Annotated in this window: 17 protein-coding genes and 1 pseudogene; 10 read left to right on the top strand and 8 right to left on the bottom strand. The window is 45.5% G+C overall.

Translation table 11 applies throughout. The features are described 5' to 3' along the window. Window positions 1–105: 105 nt before the first annotated feature. Window positions 106–351 (top strand): annotated as a pseudogene (locus QUB33_RS22780) (IS1/IS1595 family N-terminal zinc-binding domain-containing protein); the annotation flags it as partial. Window positions 352–702: 351 nt separating this feature from the next. On the opposite strand, the gene cimA reads toward QUB33_RS22780, so the two are convergent. Beyond that, window positions 703–2,358, bottom strand: a complete 1,656-nt coding sequence (cimA, locus tag QUB33_RS22775) for a citramalate synthase (protein ID WP_445299548.1) — start codon at window positions 2,356–2,358, stop codon at window positions 703–705. A 75-nt stretch (window positions 2,359–2,433) separates the two neighbouring features. Here cimA and QUB33_RS22770 point away from each other — a divergent pair, with 75 nt between their 5' ends. From QUB33_RS22770 to QUB33_RS22755, 4 genes are all read left to right on the top strand, one after another. Further along, window positions 2,434–2,772 carry a 2Fe-2S iron-sulfur cluster-binding protein gene (locus QUB33_RS22770; protein ID WP_333354650.1) on the top strand — a complete coding sequence of 113 codons (339 nt, stop codon included), beginning with the start codon at window positions 2,434–2,436 and terminating at the stop codon, window positions 2,770–2,772. Between the two features lie 151 nt (window positions 2,773–2,923). Beyond that, a complete protein-coding gene (gene thiO, locus QUB33_RS22765) occupies window positions 2,924–4,012 on the top strand; it encodes a glycine oxidase ThiO (protein WP_333354647.1) in 1,089 nt (362 codons plus the stop codon). Window positions 4,013–4,145: 133 nt separating this feature from the next. Then, window positions 4,146–4,352: a hypothetical protein gene (locus QUB33_RS22760; RefSeq protein ID WP_333354644.1), complete on the top strand. Its 207-nt coding sequence runs from the start codon at window positions 4,146–4,148 to the stop codon at window positions 4,350–4,352. 2 nt (window positions 4,353–4,354) lie between these two features. After that, entirely contained in the window at window positions 4,355–4,621 is a 267-nt protein-coding gene (locus QUB33_RS22755) for a type II toxin-antitoxin system YafQ family toxin (RefSeq protein WP_333200466.1), read from the top strand. 67 nt (window positions 4,622–4,688) lie between these two features. Here the strand turns inward: QUB33_RS22755 and QUB33_RS22750 are convergent, their stop codons facing one another. Continuing rightward, window positions 4,689–5,156, bottom strand: a complete 468-nt coding sequence (locus tag QUB33_RS22750; RefSeq protein ID WP_333354640.1) for a hypothetical protein — start codon at window positions 5,154–5,156, stop codon at window positions 4,689–4,691. A 75-nt stretch (window positions 5,157–5,231) separates the two neighbouring features. Between QUB33_RS22750 and QUB33_RS22745 the strand changes: the two genes are divergently transcribed. Then, window positions 5,232–5,408, top strand: a complete 177-nt coding sequence (locus QUB33_RS22745; protein WP_333354637.1) for a hypothetical protein — start codon at window positions 5,232–5,234, stop codon at window positions 5,406–5,408. Window positions 5,409–6,033: 625 nt separating this feature from the next. Continuing rightward, window positions 6,034–7,149, top strand: a complete 1,116-nt coding sequence (locus QUB33_RS22740; RefSeq protein ID WP_333354634.1) for a fatty acid desaturase — start codon at window positions 6,034–6,036, stop codon at window positions 7,147–7,149. A 212-nt stretch (window positions 7,150–7,361) separates the two neighbouring features. Here the strand turns inward: QUB33_RS22740 and QUB33_RS22735 are convergent, their stop codons facing one another. Then, window positions 7,362–9,110, bottom strand: coding sequence for an ABC transporter ATP-binding protein (locus QUB33_RS22735; RefSeq protein WP_333354631.1), 1,749 nt, complete (start codon window positions 9,108–9,110; stop codon window positions 7,362–7,364). Between the two features lie 338 nt (window positions 9,111–9,448). Between QUB33_RS22735 and QUB33_RS22730 the strand changes: the two genes are divergently transcribed. Next, a complete protein-coding gene (locus QUB33_RS22730) occupies window positions 9,449–9,607 on the top strand; it encodes a hypothetical protein (protein ID WP_333354626.1) in 159 nt (52 codons plus the stop codon). Window positions 9,608–9,637: 30 nt separating this feature from the next. Then, complete coding sequence (gene groL / locus QUB33_RS22725; RefSeq protein WP_333354624.1) at window positions 9,638–11,329, top strand: chaperonin GroEL; 1,692 nt, start codon at window positions 9,638–9,640, stop codon at window positions 11,327–11,329. 309 nt (window positions 11,330–11,638) lie between these two features. Here groL and QUB33_RS22720 read toward each other — a convergent pair whose 3' ends face one another. From QUB33_RS22720 to QUB33_RS22710, 3 genes are all read right to left on the bottom strand, one after another. After that, entirely contained in the window at window positions 11,639–11,896 is a 258-nt protein-coding gene (locus QUB33_RS22720) for a DUF2811 domain-containing protein (RefSeq protein ID WP_050813024.1), read from the bottom strand. 493 nt (window positions 11,897–12,389) lie between these two features. Beyond that, window positions 12,390–12,551 (bottom strand): hypothetical protein, encoded by a 162-nt coding sequence (locus QUB33_RS22715; protein ID WP_333354621.1) that lies wholly within the window; start codon window positions 12,549–12,551, stop codon window positions 12,390–12,392. Window positions 12,552–12,725: 174 nt separating this feature from the next. Continuing rightward, the gene (locus tag QUB33_RS22710; RefSeq protein ID WP_333354618.1) at window positions 12,726–13,385 is read right to left on the bottom strand and encodes a class I SAM-dependent methyltransferase; all 660 of its coding nucleotides are present in this window, start codon (window positions 13,383–13,385) and stop codon (window positions 12,726–12,728) included. Window positions 13,386–14,064: 679 nt separating this feature from the next. Between QUB33_RS22710 and QUB33_RS22705 the strand changes: the two genes are divergently transcribed. Beyond that, entirely contained in the window at window positions 14,065–16,113 is a 2,049-nt protein-coding gene (locus QUB33_RS22705) for an ATP-binding protein (RefSeq protein WP_333354615.1), read from the top strand. A gap of 31 nt (window positions 16,114–16,144) precedes the next feature. Here the strand turns inward: QUB33_RS22705 and QUB33_RS22700 are convergent, their stop codons facing one another. Both QUB33_RS22700 and rnc read right to left on the bottom strand, forming a co-directional pair. Continuing rightward, complete coding sequence (locus QUB33_RS22700; protein WP_333354612.1) at window positions 16,145–17,296, bottom strand: Gfo/Idh/MocA family oxidoreductase; 1,152 nt, start codon at window positions 17,294–17,296, stop codon at window positions 16,145–16,147. Between the two features lie 206 nt (window positions 17,297–17,502). Beyond that, entirely contained in the window at window positions 17,503–18,210 is a 708-nt protein-coding gene (rnc, locus tag QUB33_RS22695; protein WP_190735973.1) for a ribonuclease III, read from the bottom strand. Window positions 18,211–18,436 lie beyond the last annotated feature (226 nt).

The following is an 18,436-nucleotide window of genomic DNA, read 5'->3' as shown; positions in this document are numbered from 1 at the left end:
TGTGTCGTCACGCACCAAATTATTAAATAATCGGCGTTGGTGAATTAAAATATAATTAATTGGGATAGCAATTCCCAAAAAACAATTTAACACAAGTCATCTTCTATGAAATGTCCTGAATGTCAGTCAACTCATATCAATAAAAATGGGCGAAAAAAAGGCAAGCAGAACTACCTGTGTGTTACCTGTGGTAGACAATTTCTAGACTGCTATCAACCGCACAGAGGTTATGCTCAAGAAGTGAAAGACGAATGCCTACAAATGTATGTTAATGGCATGGGTTTTAGGGAGATTGAAAGAGTCAAAGGTGTACATCATACGACAATTATGAATTGGGTTAAACAACTAGGATAACTCACGGGGAGGATCTCATATTTGTAAAAACACTTCTTCTGGCTCATTACTTCTTCCTCTTTCCCCGCAGCCAGAGAGGCTCAAAACTCCAATTTTTAGCTTGGTTGCTTTCATTGAGATGCTCCCAACTCACGCCCCGAGCACCATTCTCGTTTAAAAGGCTTTCGAGCCTGTTCCACAAAGAATGAATTTCTTATGGGTGGGATATTATAGCCAGCCCATAAAAGCCTTATTGAGAATGATGCAAAATCTCAGGTTTCACCCTTTTAAAATTGGCTAACTCTATCTTGAAATCGCCTGGTATCTATTTAAAAATCGATATTCAGGCAACTTCTCTTCGCCGTCAACCTAATAACTCGACACAGTTAAAACGCTCGCCTCCCTATCTCCCAACACCAAACCATACTCCAAACCTTCAACAACCGCTTGATAAGAAGCATCCAAAATATTACCAGAAACCCCCACAGTCGTCCAGCGGTCTTGACCGTTGCTAAACTCAACCAACACGCGAGTTTTAGCAGAAGTTCCCGCACCGGAGTCCAGAATCCGCACCTTGTAATCTGTCAGGTAAAAATGCGCGATCGCCGGATAAAAATTCACCAAAGCTTTCCGCAAAGCCGCATCCAAAGCCGAAACCGGGCCGTTTCCTTCGGCAGCTTCCAAAATATTTGTACCGTTTACTGACAATTTGACCGTGGCCAAAGCCGTACAATCTTCGCCAACCTTATCGCAGTGGACTTGAAATCCCTTAATTTCAAACCACGGCGGCCGTTGTTCCAAGGCTTCCCGCATTAACAATTCAAAAGACGCCTCAGCACCCTCAAATTGATATCCCTGACTTTCCAAATCTTTCAATTTTTCTAGAATTTGGCGACAAGCAGGATTTTTGCGATCGAGATCCATTCCAAAAGTGCGCGCCTTCGCCAAAACATTGCTCAAACCGGCTTGATCCGAAATCACAATTCGCCGCGTGTTGCCAATTTTTTCCGGTTCCAAATGTTCGTAAGTTAACGGATTTTTCTCAACAGCCGATACGTGGATTCCGCCTTTGTGAGCAAATGCCGAAAGACCGACAAAAGGAGCACGATCGTCGGGAGCAAGATTGACAATTTCACTAATCGATCGACTTACTTGAGTTAATCTAACTAATTGCTCGTCTTCAATGCAATTATGACCCAACTTTAGCTGAAAATTTGGAATCAAAGAACATAAATCGGCATTGCCGCAGCGTTCGCCGTAACCGTTAATAGTTCCCTGTACCATCGTCACCCCTTCCTGGACCGCAGTTAAAGCATTAGCAACTGCAACTCCCGAGTCGTTGTGAGTGTGAATTCCTAACTGCACAGGTACTTCGCGATTGGTTCCTAAAGCGGCTAAAACATCGCGAACAACCTGACTGACTTCGTGAGGCAAAGTACCGCCGTTAGTATCGCAAAGCACCAGCCATTCTGCACCGGCATCCGCCGCCGCTTCTAAAGTTTTAATAGCATAATCTGGATTATGCTTGTAGCCGTCAAACCAGTGTTCGGCATCGTAAATAACGCGCCTTCCCTGACTCCGCAAATATTCAATTGTATCTCGAATCATCGCCAGATTTTCTTCTAGCGTCGTCTTCAAACTCTCAATAACGTGCAAATCCCACGACTTGCCAAACAGCGTCACCCAGCGAGTACCGGCGGACAAAATAGCCTGCAACATTTCATCATTAGCTGCTGTAGTTCCCGGCCGCCTAGTCGAACAAAAAGCTACCACTTCTGCTTGAGTTAGGGGCTGTTCTTTGAGACGCCAAAAAAATTGTACGTCTTTAGGATTCGCCCCCGGCCAGCCGCCTTCAATAAAGGGAATTCCTAAACTGTCTAACTGTCGAGCAATTCGCAGTTTGTCTTCGAGAGATAAGGAGAGTCCCTCACACTGAGCACCGTCTCGCAGCGTGGTATCGTAGATCCAGAGCGGATTTGTCATGGGAAATTGCGATCGAGAAATTGGTAATATATCACTTACCATATTAGATGAATTTATTTGAAATTAATGCGATAATATATAGGAAAATTAACATAAATCTAACTGGGGTAAATTGCTGTGGTCAAGGTACAAGCGCAAGGAAAAACATTTGAGTGCGATCGCGGAGCGAATCTCCGTGAAGTATTGCTCAAAAACGGCATCGATCTCTACAACGGCAACGCCAAAGTCATCAACTGCCACGGCCTCGGCACTTGCGGCACCTGCGCCGTCACCGTCGAGGGCGAAGTTTCCGAGTCCCAGTGGCGCGAAAAAGCCCGCCTTTCGGTTCCTCCCCATTCTTCCGCCTCCAATCGCCGTTTGTCCTGCCAAACCAAGGTTTTAGGCGATATTAAGGTGACAAAATATGATGGTTTCTGGGGTCAAGGTTCTGAAACTGTCTGGAAACCCCAAGCATAGATTTTTTGTTAAGGAAGGCAGATAGGACGATCGCCTTACCAGATAATCGGTAAGACTTGTGCAAGAATTCTAACTGTAAGGTGCACACGGGGCACCTTACCCTAAAGAAACCCGAGAGGTCAAAAAAGCCAGAAAGTCCATATAAAAGTTAATGAATTCATCTAAAGATATTCTGATTATTGGCGGCGGAATAATTGGCCTTTCGCTAGCAGTAGAACTGAAATTGCGAGGGGCATCTGTCGCGGTTCTCACCGCCGATTCTAAACAACCGACGGCCCGGGCTGCCGCTGGAATGCTTGCCCCGCAAGCCGAACGAATTCCACCCAGTCCGATGTTGGATTTGTGCTTGCAAAGTCGCGCACTGTATCCCGCCTGGGTGGAACAGCTAGAAGACATTACCGGATTGAAAACGGGATATTGGCGATCGGGAATTCTCGCACCAGTTTGTCAAAATGAGCCTCAAGAAAAGCCGCTTTTGTCAAACCTTAATTATCAATGGTTGGATGGAGATGCAGTTCGCCAGCACCAGTTTGGATTAGGTCAAGAAGTAATTGGCGGTTGGTGGTATCCTGACGACGCTCAAGTAGACAACCGCGCTTTATTTCGGACGCTTCAATTTGCAAGCAAAGAATTAAAAATTGATATTATTCAAGGCAGTGCAGAAGAAATTATTCGGCAGAAAAACCGAGTTTTGGGAGTGGAAACAACGGCAGGAAAATTACAAGCTGACCGTTATGTTTTAGCTGCGGGTCCTTGGTCTGAGAAATTATTGGATATTCCTGTTTTTCCAAGAAAGGGACAAATGCTGTCAGTATGTGTACCAGAAGATTGGGGAGTTATCCAGCCCCTACAAACCGTTCTCTTCGGGACTGGCATTTATATTGTGCCACGTCAAGATGGCAGAATTATTATTGGCGCAACTAGCGAAAATGTGGATTTTACGCCGGGAAATACGCCTGCGGGAATCCAAAGTTTGCTAGCCGGAGCGCTTAAGTTATATCCCGAATTACAAAATTATCCGATTCTGGAGTTTTGGTGGGGATTTCGGCCAGCTACTCCTGATGAGTTGCCGATTTTGGGTGCTAGTGCTTGGGAGAATTTGACATGGGCTACGGGGCATTACCGCAACGGCATTTTGTTGGCTCCGGTGACGGCTAAATTATTGGCGGATTTGATTGGGAATCAGCAATCAGAGCCGTTATTGGCTGCTTTTCATTATTCGAGGTTTCCTGAATCTTGAAAGGTTGAAAATGGTAAATAGTGAGATTTGTTGCTTTTTTAAGATGAGGCAGAGCCGCAGAACGAGAAACGAAAGTCAACCAAAAGGATATTTTTTGCTATAATCTAATCAGCACAATAGGGTTTTGTAAGTTATGACTTTCAGTGATGTGGTCGAGACGATCAAAAATCTTTCTACTGACGAAAAGCAAGAGCTTCAACTGTTGTTGAAGCAATATCTCCGAGAAGAACGTCGCGAAGAGATATATCAAAACTTTAAGTCAGCGCAAATTGAACAACAAAAAGGTGAACTGAAATTTTTCGCTAACATCAATGAACTCCGAGTAATGATAGAGGAATAATCGTGGAAGTCAGTTTCAGTTCTTCATTCAAGCGTGCTTTCAAAAAGCGGATCAAAGGCGATGCTGATTTGGAGGCTAGGTTTTGGCAAAAGCTGGAACAGTTCATCAGAGAGCCGTTTGAACCAAGCTTAAAAACTCATAAATTGTCCGGTAGGCTTAAGGAGTTTTGGAGCTTTAGCGTAGATTACGATGAAAGGGTACTTTTCTACTTTACAGAAGACGGAAAAGCCGTCTTTGTAGATTTGGGAAGTCATGATGAAGTATATTAATCGACACAACAGTTGCTAAAGTACCGCTGTAGGTAGCGCGCCAAACCATTTTTTTGTCAGTCCTCAATTAGTTTGCATCCTGTTTTTTGGGTTGGTTTAATTCCCGGCATTTAGCTGCAGCCAAATCGTAAGCATTTTGGTAATCACTACCGCCTAACATCAAATCGCCGTAATATTCATAAGGTTGATTGCCATAAATTGGCAGCGGGTCGTCTTCAGGATAATCTTCTTTTGATTCTTCTAGGATTGCTTTGAGTTTCTTGACGCTGAAGCGCTGGACTGGGAAGTAATGAATGTCTTGAGCGATGAAACCGAGATGGGGAAAGGTTGGGTCAACAATTCGCTCGTCGAGTTCAATCCAGCTATATTCGATGGGTTTATATGGCACTCCCGGCACGGCTAAAAAGCCTTGAACATAAATCGCGCCCTCGGTGGCTAACGCTGCTTTACAGGCGTTGTCAAAGCAGTTTTTACGGTTGCTTTTGATGCGAGCGGCCATTTCAATAGAAAGCGCCTCATCTAATAGTTCGGTCATAACCCATTTCTAGTCGCGTGTGCGATTAGATTGTAGCAAATCCGAGCTATCTCCGAGCACAAAAAACCCAGGCAATTGCGATCGCTCCTCAAATTCTATTCTCAAGGAGTTGAGCCAAAATCCTTTGCGGTTCTGGATGTTGTGTCAGCTTTGGTTTCCGGGGCGGGCGCTTTGTCGATCGCCCCTATAGGCCGCCAAGAAAAAGTTTTCGCCAGCAGCCCAACTTTTGAACCTGCGATCGAGTTGGGGTAGAACCCGGTACGGTAAAATGTGCCACAGACGATCCAAGCAACAATAGTGGCATACATCACCGAAGGTCGATCCGCATCACTTGCAATTTTTCACTGAATTATCGGTAACAGATTATCTGCAACTACGGTCAATAGAGGCATCCGCTATCTCAAATTTGCTTCAAATCATTGGGATCTACAATTCCCCCAAAGAAATTATTATTCTGCTAATCGGTGACGGTCAAATAGAAATCGATTTACTGCAACGATTAGCAATTACTCCTGCCGTTTGTTATGACTTACATCTTGCACCATTCTCGCTTAACACGCTTTCCGGCCTGTGAAGCGAAGAGTGATTTTATTGTGGGGAGTAGGGGTTGGGCAGGAGAGCCCGCCAATAAAAGGCTAGTTGAGAATGGTGCAATATCTCAGCTATGATTAAGTACGTCAACGCTGGGATGAACTTCAGCTTGGCGAAACCACCCAAAGGAGGAGCTAATGAACTAAATATTACCAGCAGGTTTGTAAAGCATGGGCGGAATTTAAACCGCAATTCATGCAATTAGCTGCAACCAAACAATGCCAAAAATAGCCACCATATGCTGATGCTAAGCTAAGCACTTATCCACACACCATAGACATACTGAATGAAAAGCGCGATAAAAAAGTCCGATTTTGTGCTAGCTCCTTATATGAAGAGCAACAATTGGAAAGCTACTTGCCAAATACTCAATACAGTGATTCCTTATACATTCTTATGGTTTTTAGCATTTAAAGCGGCTACCATTTCTGTATTCCTTCTTCCGCCGATAATGGTGTTGATGACACTTTTTTCAGGACGTTGTTTCTCTTTGATGCACGATTGCGGACACTATTCTCTTTTTAGTTCCAAAAAAGTCAATCGTATTATGGGTTTTGTCCTAGGTATCATCAATGCGATTCCTCAGTACCCCTGGTCGAGGGGACACGCTTATCACCACAAACATAATGGTAATTGGGATATGTACCGCGGCCCTTCGGCGTTGATATCCACCGAAAAATTTGCGGCGCTAACTCCGTTTAGTCAAAAGATGTATCAGTTACTCAGACACCCATTGATGCTGTTTCCCGGTGGTTTTTTCTATCTAATTATTAAGCCAAGACTCGCGCTGATATTGGGAACTACGGGTTTTATCCGACATATTTTTGCTTGTCTCAATCAAGATTTCGGCATGGGTTTATCTGCAATTATTGCTTCTTATAAATCCAAACATTGGTATACGACGGGTGAGTTTTGGGATTTATTGTTCAACAATGTTTGTGTTGTTGGTAGCTGGATTTATCTGAGCCACTTACTGGGGTTTGGCTTTTTCTGGAGTGTTTACTCAATTGTCATGACCTGTTCAGCAGCGATCTTTATCTGTATTTTCTTTGTTCAACATAATTTTGACGGTTCCTACGCTCATAAAGCCGAGGGTTGGGACTATCTTCTTGGCGCAATTGAAGGCAGTAGTTACCTAAAATTACCAACTCTTCTCAATTGGTTTTCGGCTGATATTGCTTACCACAATATTCATCATCTCTCTGAGCGAATACCTAACTATAATCTTCAGGCTTGTCACAATGCTAATATTCACCTGCTTGCTAATTCAAAGTCACTGACAATTCGCGATATTCCTGACTGCTTCCAATTCATTCTTTGGGACGCTGCTTCAGATAGTCTGCAATCGATTAAATTATTTCAACAACAAGAAGAAGTTCCATTCAGTAATGTAGCTAATTAAAAGCGGTTTGCAATAAATTTGGTGCCTTCTTGCTCCCCAAAATCCTATGGTATCGTTTCCGGTTGCACCGGAATTATATAGAGGACACGGCAGTGCCGTGTCCCTACCCGGATTAATTGTAGGGACACGGGACACTCGCGGTGTCGAAAGCTGTGGGTAATATTAATTCAGATGCTACCGGATTTGGTATAACTCAAAGTATCGGTCACTGGTCAATGCAGCAATTCCTCTAATTTTTGCTGGTTCCACAAATACTGATAAAGCCCTGTTTGCCCTACCAATTCAACGTGAGTGCCACTCTGAACTATTTCTCCTCTCTCCATCACAAAAATGCGATCGGCACTAGCCGCCGCCGACATTTGATGCGAGATAAAAATTACTGTTTTGCGATCGGTTCCCGTTGCCAAGTTTTGCAAAATGTCGGTAGCAGTTTGATTGTCAACGCTAGAAAGAGCGTCATCCAAAATTAACACCGGGGCGTCAACTAACAAAGCGCGAGCAAGTGCAGTCCGCTGCCGCTGTCCGCCTGATAAAGTAATGCCGCGCTCGCCGACAACTGTTTTGTACTGCTGCGGAAAGTTGAGGATTTCGGCGTGAATTTGCGCTTGTTTGGCCGCCGCTTCAATCTCCGGCTGTTCCGCTAAAGGGTTTCCGTAGCGGATGTTATTCTTGATGGTAGTGCCGAACAGAAAACTTTCTTGCGGAACGTAGGCGATCGCCCCGCGCAATTCTGTCAATTTTACTTTGGTAATGTCCTGTCCGTCTACAAATAACTGACCCGGATCTATGTCCAGCAGTCTGGGCAGCGCATTAGCTAAAGTTGATTTTCCCGAGCCGATCGCTCCGACAATTGCGACAGTTTCGCCCGGTTTTATGGTAAAATCAACATCTTTAAGCGCGGGTGTCTTAGCACCGGGATAAGTATAATTTAGATGGCGCGCCACAATTTCGCCTTTGACTGGCATTTTCAGCTCACCGACATCGGCAGCATCCTTAATTTGCGGTTCCACAGTCAGAATTGATTCGATGCGATCGACACTCACTTCTCCCCGCTGGTAAGCAGTAATGGTGAAACCCAACAGCGCCGTCGGAAACACCAAACGCTCGACATAAATCAGCAACGCCACAAAATCGCCAATGCTAATTTGACCATTAGCAATTGCCCCGCCACCAGCAGAAAGCAGCACCAACAAACTGATACTTGCCAAACCGCCCAGCAGCGGAAAAATAAAGTTTCTAGTTTTTGCTAATTCCAAATTTGCTGATAGCAACTGTGCGTTGGAATTGCGAAAAGCTCGGCGTTCGTTCTCTTCTTGAGCGTAAATTTTAATTACGGAAATCCCGCTCATATCCTCCTGAATCAAATCGCTCATCGCCGACAATTCCTCTTGCACGGCTAACTGTTGGATGCGAAGTTTGTCGCTAAATAACTGTACCAAAACTAACATTAAAGGGTAAACGGCGATCGCCAACAGCGTCAGCCGTACATTAATCCCCAGCATCACCGGCAAAGTCAAAGCATAAGCAAAAGCTGTATTCGCCAAACTCAGCACCGCAAACCCCACCAAGCGCCGAATATTGTCCAAATCGGAAGTAGCGCGGTTAATTAAATCCCCTACCGTATTGGCGGCAAAATAAGACGGTTCTAAGGTTAATAAATGATTAAATATTTGCTGTTTGAGGTCAAATTCTACTTGACGCCCGACGCCAAACAGCAAAATCCGCGACGCCATCCGAATTACCCACATGATTGAGGCGAGAATCAGAATTAGTGCCACGAAGTTGAAAACTTCGTCAAATTTAGTCGCAACTTGGAGAGTGTCAACTGCATTCCGAATCAGCAGGGGAATGTAAACGCCCACAGCATTGACAATTAACAGCGAAAAAACGCCCCAGAAGGTTGGTTTCCAGTGCGGGCGCATATAAGAGCCGAGTTTTTGCAGTCGAGAATAACGAGCCATTTGTTAGTGCGTAATTTGAGATTGATTGAGGAAAGGAAGAAGGTTCGGCAACGCGCAGTGAATCGGGATTTAACGGATGGATGCTGAAGGAAGAAGGAAAGCGCAATCTTCAGTTCATGTTTCAGCAATTAAGAACGTCATCATCGTCGGGCGTGGTTGCTATAGAAGGTAGAAGTTTGAAAAAAGAATAGAAGCTCTATCGAAAGGTAGATGACCGAAAACACAAATTAATGAATTTTTAATAAAAATTCTGCTTTGGGATAACGCGCCATCAAAATTAGGTTTTGGTATTAACTAAAACCTGATTATATCGATATGTAACAAACCACATTATATCTGTGGCGACACGAGATATGTGGGGACACAGCACTGCCGTGTCCTTAGCGAATGGCAACGATCGCCCAAATCCCCAATCCGCCCCCGCAACCCCCCACATCCTTGAGGCGCGCTACAATCAAAAATCGATCGACTTAGCACTCAGACTCAGAGAGTGCTAAATTTGCTAATGTAAGCGATTGGAGACAAACATGACCAAAATAGTTGCATTTAGCGACAAATCTCGGCGGGCACTAGAACGCGGCGTCAATCAACTCGCCGATGCTGTCCGCATCACCTTGGGCCCGAAAGGCCGGAACGTCCTATTGGAAAAGAAATACGGCGCTCCCCAAATCGTTAACGACGGTATCACCGTTGCTAGGGAGATCGAACTCGAAGATCCCCTGGAAAATGCCGGCGCTCGCTTAATTCAAGAAGTCGCCTCCAAAACTAAAGATATCGCAGGCGACGGCACTACAACCGCAACGGTTATAGCTCAATCCCTGATTCGCGAAGGTTTGAAGAATGTCGCTGCTGGCGCGAACCCAGTCGCGCTGCGCCGGGGTATTGAAAAAACGATCGCCCACTTGGTGCTGGAAATCGAGAAATTGGCGAAACCGGTCGAAGGAAGCGCCATTGCTCAAGTCGCCACTGTCTCCGCCGGTAACGACGAAGAAGTCGGCAGTATGATTGCCCAAGCAATGGAAAAAGTCACGAAAGACGGCGTAATTACTGTAGAAGAGTCCAAATCTCTGACAACAGAATTGGAAGTGGTCGAAGGGATGCAGTACGATCGCGGATATCTTTCTCCGTATTTCGTCACTAACACCGATCGCATGGAAGTGGAGTACGAAAACGCTCGCATCCTGATTACCGACAAAAAAATTAGCTCGATTCAAGAACTAATTCCAGTTCTCGAAAAAATCGCCCGCACAGGTCAACCGCTGCTAATTATCGCCGAAGATATTGAAGGCGAAGCTTTGGCAACTCTGGTAGTCAACAAAGCCCGCGGCGTATTGAACATCGCAGCAACGAAATCTCCCGGATTTGGCGATCGACGCAAAGCTATGCTTCAAGATATCGCCGTGCTCACCGGTGGTCAACTGATTTCCGAAGAAGTCGGACTCAGCATCGATACCGCAACCCTAGAAATGCTCGGTACCGCCCGCAAAATTACGATCGACAAAGAAAACACGATCATTGTTGCTGGCGAAGAACACAAAGCTGACGTGCTCAAACGGATCGAGCAAATCCGCAAGCAGCTAGAAGCGACGGATTCCGACTACGACAAGGAAAAGCTAACCGAACGCATCGCCAAACTCGCCGGCGGCATCGCTGTAATTAAAGTCGGCGCAGCTACCGAAACCGAGCTCAAAGACCGTAAACTGCGTATTGAAGACGCTCTGAACGCTACTAAAGCTGCTGTGGAAGAAGGTATCGTTGCCGGAGGTGGCACGACCCTAATTCACCTGATTACAAAAATAGATGCGATCGCAAATACTTTAGACGCCGAAGAACAAGTAGGCGCTGACTTGGTGAAGAAAGCTTTGGAAGCACCTTTGCGTCAAATCGCTGATAATGCCGGCGTTGAAGGTTCGATCGTCATCGAGCGAGTGCGGGCGAGCGAGTTCAACGTTGGCTACAACGCTCTCACCGACGTGTACGAAGATATGATTGCCGCCGGGATTATTGACCCGGCTAAGGTGGTGCGATCGGCTTTGCAAAATGCCGGTTCCATCGCTGGTATGGTGCTGACCACTGAAGCTGTGATTGTCGAAAAACCCGAGAAGAAAAAAGCCGGCGGCGACATGGGCGACATGGGCGGCATGGGCGGCATGGGCGGCATGGGCGGCATGGGCGGCATGGGCGGCATGGGCGGCATGGGCGGCATGGGCATGATGTAGTCTTCAGCCATGAGTTTGTAGTCTGTAGAGTGCGCCATAAGCACCATGGGTGCAAACAAGCGCGTCTTATGTACTACCCGTCTACTGTTTGACGATTAAACCAGCTTCTCCCTCCGACATCCCCTGAGAGTCCGGGGGGAGAAGCTATCCAAGTCCCCTTCTTAAGGGAGATGCAATGGGACTCGGCATTAAGCTATAAGCGATAGTTCTCAGGGATTTTAAGCTTAAGTTGACACCTATGCAGTGCGCGCCCTCTCGGTCAACTAAAATCCTTCCCAGAAACCGCATCTCCCCCTCTCCTCCGATCCTTTAAGACGACGGAGTTACATTGTTGCTGTGCAAGTCTTGAGGAGATTGAAACAGAGTTTCGAGATAAACTCTCGCAGCTTGGCGATAACTGCGCGAAGCTTCAGGCGTACCGCTATCGGCATTCTGCAACAAAAACAGCGACAGGGCCGCGCAAAATACTCGGTCTAGATCCCATTCGGGATGGGTTTCCAGGTAAGTTTTGAGAGAATCGTGCAGCGTTTCGGGAATTTCAGCAAAAATACTGACTGTTGGGTTCATCATTTTTTTTAGTCTCGCTAATAAATTGAAAACAGAACCCCCCTTCGGCCGGATACAGGTGCAGGCACAGCCGAAATCAGAGCGCTTTTTTTTAGGTCGGTCGCATCATTGTGCGCTATGAGGGGGTGGGTTTGTCAATGTTGCGACATATTACAAACTCCTTTAGATAAAAAAAAGGTTTACCAAAGAATCAGCTTTTCAGGGCCTTTTTTGTTACATATCTTTAGGTGCTGGGCGGTTTATGAGGGATTGGGCAGCAAGTTAAGGAAATCCCCAATTCCGCAGCAAGATGCTACCGTGCCGTTAATTTCTGTGGAAAACTTTGTCGGATCTGTGGAAAACCTCAGACTTGCCTGTGGAAACGCTGTGGAATGTTTAGGGAAAAGTCAGGGAAAAAATAAGAATTGCAAAGGGCATGGGGCATAGGGCATGGGGCATGGGTAGCAAATAACAAATGATTAATGACTACTGACTGCTGACTGCTGACTGCTGACTAATGACTTCCTAAGTGCCAATCTGCAGCTTTTTGGCGGATGGTTGCCAATTCTGCCGGTGGCATTTTGTCGAGATTGGCTAGGAGAAAGCTCATGCGACCGATCGACTGAAGTTTGTCGCGGTGGCGCGCTAGGAAATCCCAGTAGGGAAGATTTATCATCTGTGCAGTTGATAGCAGCTTGGTTCTGCCAAAGTCGATCGCCTAATATCCAAACGCCAACAGTCATTTTATTTGTTTCACCATTTCACCATAAAAGTTATCTTTTACTTTTCATGAGGGCTGGTCGTTTATTCAGAAAAATTAATTGGCTGAAAAATCACAACAAATCAAAAGTCATAATTTCTCCGCTTGTGGCGAGAACGTACTAGAGCATAACATTGATTTCCAAAGATAGGGACACCGACCAGCAAATTTAAATTTTATGTCGGTGTATCCTTCAGATGCTAATAACTTGGTCAGCGTCTCTACTGAAAAAAATTTAATGTGACCGTTATCCCAAAGAACTGTAAAATGTTTATCTAGTTTGCCAGAAACCGCTAAAGCCAGATTTTTTAAATAGCCGTGATAGGGTGTGGAAATAATTAGTCTTCCTCCCGGAGTGAGGCATCTTTTGGCAGTTTTTGCTAGTTCTTTAGGATAAAGCAAGTGTTCGATTACTTCAATAGCTAAGACAACATCAAATGATTTCAGAATATCGGTATCTGGGAGGTCGTAAATATCTGCTTGGATAAACTGACACTCGGGGAAACTTTGACGGGAGATGGCAATTCCGGGCGCAGAAGTGTCAACGCCGACAACTTCGCAGCCGTGCTCTGCGATAACGTGACTGAGGCTGCCATTGCCGCAGCCGAGATCCAAAACTCGGAGTTTTGTCTTGCTGGTCTGCTGAAGTGTCGCCAGCATTTCTAAAAGGGGAGATATCAAATAAGCGTGATGATATCTCGGACGGTTGTTTGTGTAATAATACGTATAATTGCTAAAGTTTTTTTTCATCGATTAAGCTATGGAGATTATTGCCGAGACCGCGAATTTACGGAGCGTGGGTCCACTGTTTGGGCCAAGGTTCCCTACATGAGGGTTGTCAGAGTCGATCGGCAGCTCGATCGTCTCATTCTTTTTGTTTGACAGGTGAATTATTGTCACCGAATCAATGGGGTGGCAAAAGAAATCTTTGACAGGGTGCAAAATCTTGCATCGCGCATCTCTGGCCCATTTCTCGAAGGCATTCGGAAAGAAAAAGTTCGATCGAGCCAGAATTCTCTGTGTACACTAGCCGGAGACAGAACTTTTTGCCCGTTAATTTTGATCCAAGTTTGATCCAAGAGTGCATCCATGCGATTCTAGCTTCAAGTAACTGCGGTATGTCCACCCGAGGCTTTTTTGCAGCCTGAAAAATTGGTCCCTAGGCGATGAGGTGCCAGTCGCTCCGAGAAGTGAGAAAGGAAGTGTGACCGAAATCACAGGCATTTGCGAAACAAATTGCTGAGCATATTTGGGTCCACACACTTAGAATCGAGATTACTACAGTGGCTTCTATAATTGTGTTTAAATGTTGTTCTGAAGCTGTGTTGTTCAGTCAGCAGAGCCCCCTAGACAGATTCAGGCTTTCGGTCTGGTTTATTTCACTTTAATGGTCGCTGTTGGGTGTTGCACCTTAATTTAGATATTTCCTATGGTTAAGTTAGGTCAATCCTCCTTTCGCCGTATTTTACTGTCGCGGATTTTGTTGCTCAGCGTACCTGTTCTACTGGTGGGGGAGTATGTTACCTATCGCAAGGCACGCTCGACGCTTCTGGAAACTGCTCGTCAAAACTTGACAGAAAGTGCAGTCAGAAAAGCAGAAACTATTGAACAGTGGGCGAAATCGCTGAAGTCGAATCTGATCGGCGCTTCGGAAAGCTCGATGTTGCAGTCGGTAAATCCGAAGGATTATCAAAAGTTTATCGCCCAATTAGGGCAGCGGTTGCCAGCGCAGGTTGATTGCTTGCAATTGACTAATTTAAAGACAAATCAAGTGATAGCAAGCACTTGCGGGCAGCAGCCGATTCAGTCGCTGCCGGCAAAATTTTGGCCGCCCGTACAGCAGCAGCAAACGCTGCTGGACGACAAGAGCGTTTACATCAGTCTGTCCTTACCTCAGCAGCGACAGGGGACAGCAAACGATCGGAAGGGGGCTTTGGGGGGTGAGAATTTTCCAGATGCGGGTAAAGAAGGCCGCGATACCCAAGCGAGTTTGGTGTTGAGCGCTCCTGTTTACATTCGTCGGGGCAATACCCTGCAGTTGAGTTATGCTTTGAGTTTGCAGTCGGCCTTGCCTGTGCAAACGAGCGCTCCCAAGGGTTCTTTAGCCGGCTATACGGTGGCGATCGACCAAGATGGGACGATTTTGGCGCATCCGAATATCAACCGCGTGGGTGGCAATATCGCCCAAGAGGCAGATGCCGGTCGACTAAAAAGTATTGTCAGAAGGGCGATCGCGGGCGGACAAGCAGCTTTTCTGCACCTATTTTCCTTTGAAAGGAATGGTGTAGAGTTGCTAGCAGGATATGCCGCTATCCCGAGTCCTTCAACTACACAGGAGAACAGCAAGTGGATTATTTTAGCTGTCTCTCGTTTAGATTACGCTCTGTCAGGTTTGGAAGAAATTCAGCAAGTTTTATTTAATTTAATTGTAGGTTTGGTTGCTGCTAGTATCATCGCGACTTTATATCTGTCTCGCGACTTGGCGCGTCCTGTGGAAAAGCTGAGAGACTACGCGATGAAAGTAGATACGGAAGCGTCGCAGACAGTGCCCCAAGATTTCCAAATTAGGGAATTTAATCAACTATCAGAAGCCCTCAACAGCATGGTGCAGCGCCTCAGATCCTGGGCCAAAGAATTGGAAGTCGCAACCAAAGAAGCGCAAGTTGCGAATCAATTAAAAAATGAATTTTTGGGCAATATTTCTCACGAATTGAGAACGCCGCTCAACGGGATTATTGGTTTTATTCAAATTGTGCGGGACGGCTACTGCGATGACCGAGAGGAAGAAATGGAATTTTTACAACGGGCCCACGATTCGTCAATGCAATTGCTCAATATTATTAATGATATTTTGGACATTGCTAAAATAGAATCCGGCACGTTCTCGATGATATTAGAAGTAGTTGACATTACTCAGGTACTTGAAGACGCGATTGATTTGCAAGCGACTCAAATTGAGGAAAAAGGCTTGAAGTTAATTTTGCCCGAGCCTCACGATCCGATTATTGTTCATGCCGATCCCGAGAAGCTAAAACAGGTGTTTTTAAACGTGTTAAGCAATGCCGTTAAGTTTACAGAGTCGGGCAGCATTAAGATATCTCTGCGGCTAGAATCGAAGACTAATTCTGGTAGTTTTAACGGCAGTGCTGACAGTACGACGGGTTCCAGCGGTCAAAGCGATTGGGTGGTGGTGACAATTAAAGATACGGGGATTGGTATCGATCCCGAGCACCAGCAGAAATTGTTTCAACCTTTTGTGATGGCTGACGGTTCTAAAACTCGCAAGTTTGGCGGTAACGGTTTGGGCTTGGCTATCTCGCGAAGAATAATGGAATCTATGATCGGAAGCATTACCCTGCACAGCGCGGGCGTGAATCAAGGTACTACAGTGATGATTTCTTTGCCTGTCAATCAGCAGTCAAATTTTTATTTTCAGAGTCCGGACTTAGTAACGGAAAAGGGAAATTTCAAAAGTTGAGGAGTGATTTTCCCGATCTAAAATCTAAAATCTAAAATGGTATTAGTGGTTGTCCGCCGAGTTCGAGGGATTTGCTCAAAGTGCTGAGAATGCGGATTAATTCGACGGAAGCCGGGCCCGAAGAGGTAAGACAGGGGGTATTTGTTTGTACGCAGTTGAGGAAGCGATCGCACACTCGCCTCAGCGGTTCTACTTGTTCTAAACTCAACACTTCGCGGTGTCTGATGCTTGTTGGCGGCGGCGCGATCCTCTTCGAGGGCTTCGCTAACGCACTTTCAAAAGAGTTATTCTCTTCGCGCCGGTAATCTGAAGGGTCGCGCTGCAAAATCAAGGGAGTTTCTGGCAACATTTCATCAAAAATCAAGGTTCCCAAACTGCCAACAACTGTTAAGCGCCGTTGTTTGTCGGGATTTAGCCAGCACAGGTGAATAAATGCTTGAAATCCGTCGGGATAGGTGAGCGTTACCCAAACTAAATCTGCTAGTTTTTCTGCAGGATTAGTAGTCAGCAGTGAAGGAGCCAATTGATTTTCAATTTCTGCTGCTTCTTTATTTATTCCTGATTCCTTTTTCCCTTTTCCTGATTCCTTCGGAAATACAGTTCCCATCGCCCTTACTTCAATTGGCGTTTGTTCCAGCCAAGTATTGAAAATAGCGATATCGTGAATAGCCAAGTCCCAAAGGGCATCAACGTCATGGCGAACCGGTTCAAAATGGGTGCGCTGGGCGTAACCGTAGCGCAATTTTCCGAGTTGATGCTGTTGAATAATTTTTTGGCCTCGATCGACTGCTGGATGAAACAGATAAGTGTGGTCAACGAAGAGTTGTCGCTGCTGTTTTTCGGCTAATTGACAGAGTTCTATTGCTTCAGTGAGGTTGAGGGCGAGGGGTTTTTCTGCTAAGACGTGGTAGCCTTGTTTCAGCGCTGTTGCTGCGAGGGTGTAGTGTGTGGAAGCTGGAGTAGCGATCGCCACAGCTTGCAGTCCCGGCAAGGCTTGCACTTGAGACCAATTGGTAGCTAGAATCACCGAGGCATCGAGATTAAACTGTTTTTGAACAGCCACCAATGAATCTCGATTCGGGTCTACCACTGCTAAAACTTGGCTGTTGGGATGTTCGAGAAAGTTGCGAATTAGGTTAACTCCCCAGCGACCAGCACCCAATACAGCTATTCCGATTTTCATTGATAATAATTTAAAAAATCGCACAGTAATTATAGCATATTTTGTTATTATTATCTATGTTTTAATTCAAAAAAATCACTTTTGACTGTTGACTGTTGGCAGTAGTTATTGGTTATTGGTTATTGGTTATTGGTAGCAGCTAATAAATAACTGATAACACCAGTCAACAGTCAACAGTCAACAGTCAACAGTCAACAGTCAACTAACTACTGACTATCAACTAATTTATTGAAAGCTACCTGAGCCGCTGCTTGTTCGGCCGCTTTGATCGATCGACCTTTTCCCTCTGCTACCAACTTTCCCTGAATGAGAACTTCTGCGGTAAAACGATCCTCCCCGCCCTGCACTGTCCCGGTTTCTTGGACGCTATATTTGGGCAAAGTTTTGTATTTGCCTTGAGTCAACTCTTGGAGAGCAGCTTTGTAGTTTTGGCGGGCAGGATCGCTGCGGATTTCCGCCGCTAGGCGTTGAAAGTGAGAATCTAGCCAAGGGCGAATTAATTCTAACGTCTGGGTACTCAAATAAAGCGCAGCCAGTACCGCTTCCAAAGCATCTGCCAGCCGGGGTTCAGCGCCTGTTTTGTCGGACGCGGCACTGCTGGAAACAATTAAATAGCGATCGAACCCGTAACTTTCAGCGATTTTAGCAAGAATGCGATCGCTCACCAAGATCGATCTAATAGCAGCAAATTCCCCCACTGTACAGTCAGGATAAACCTCAAACAACAATTCAGACGCCGCCAGCCGCACAACTGCATCCCCGACAAACTCTAGTTGCTCGTAATTTGCCTTAGCTGACGCGCTCGCATGAGTCAAAGCTAAATCGAGGAGATGCCATTTTATCGAAGCATCCTTCGTCAGTCCCAATTTTTGAATTAATGTTTCAAGTTGCTTTTGGCGACCCGGATAAATCATACCATTTTAGATTTTAGATGTTAGATTTTAGATGTTAGATTTTAGAATTGGGAATGACGGATGACTATCCGGGTTGGGAGCTTTTCAAAAGTTGCATTATTTTTTAAACTGGTCTCAGATTCATATTAATAAAAAAAATTAATTCAAAAGGCTCTCCTGAACTTGCGGTGATATTTTTATCTAATTAGAAAAGCAAGCTAATACGCGTTCTCGAAAATTATCAAAG

This window comes from Microcoleus sp. B3-A4 (assembly GCF_036705385.1).
GTDB lineage: Bacteria > Cyanobacteriota > Cyanobacteriia > Cyanobacteriales > Microcoleaceae > Microcoleus.
Note: the sequence above shows the minus strand (reverse complement) of the source record. Positions and strands in the feature narration are given on the sequence as shown.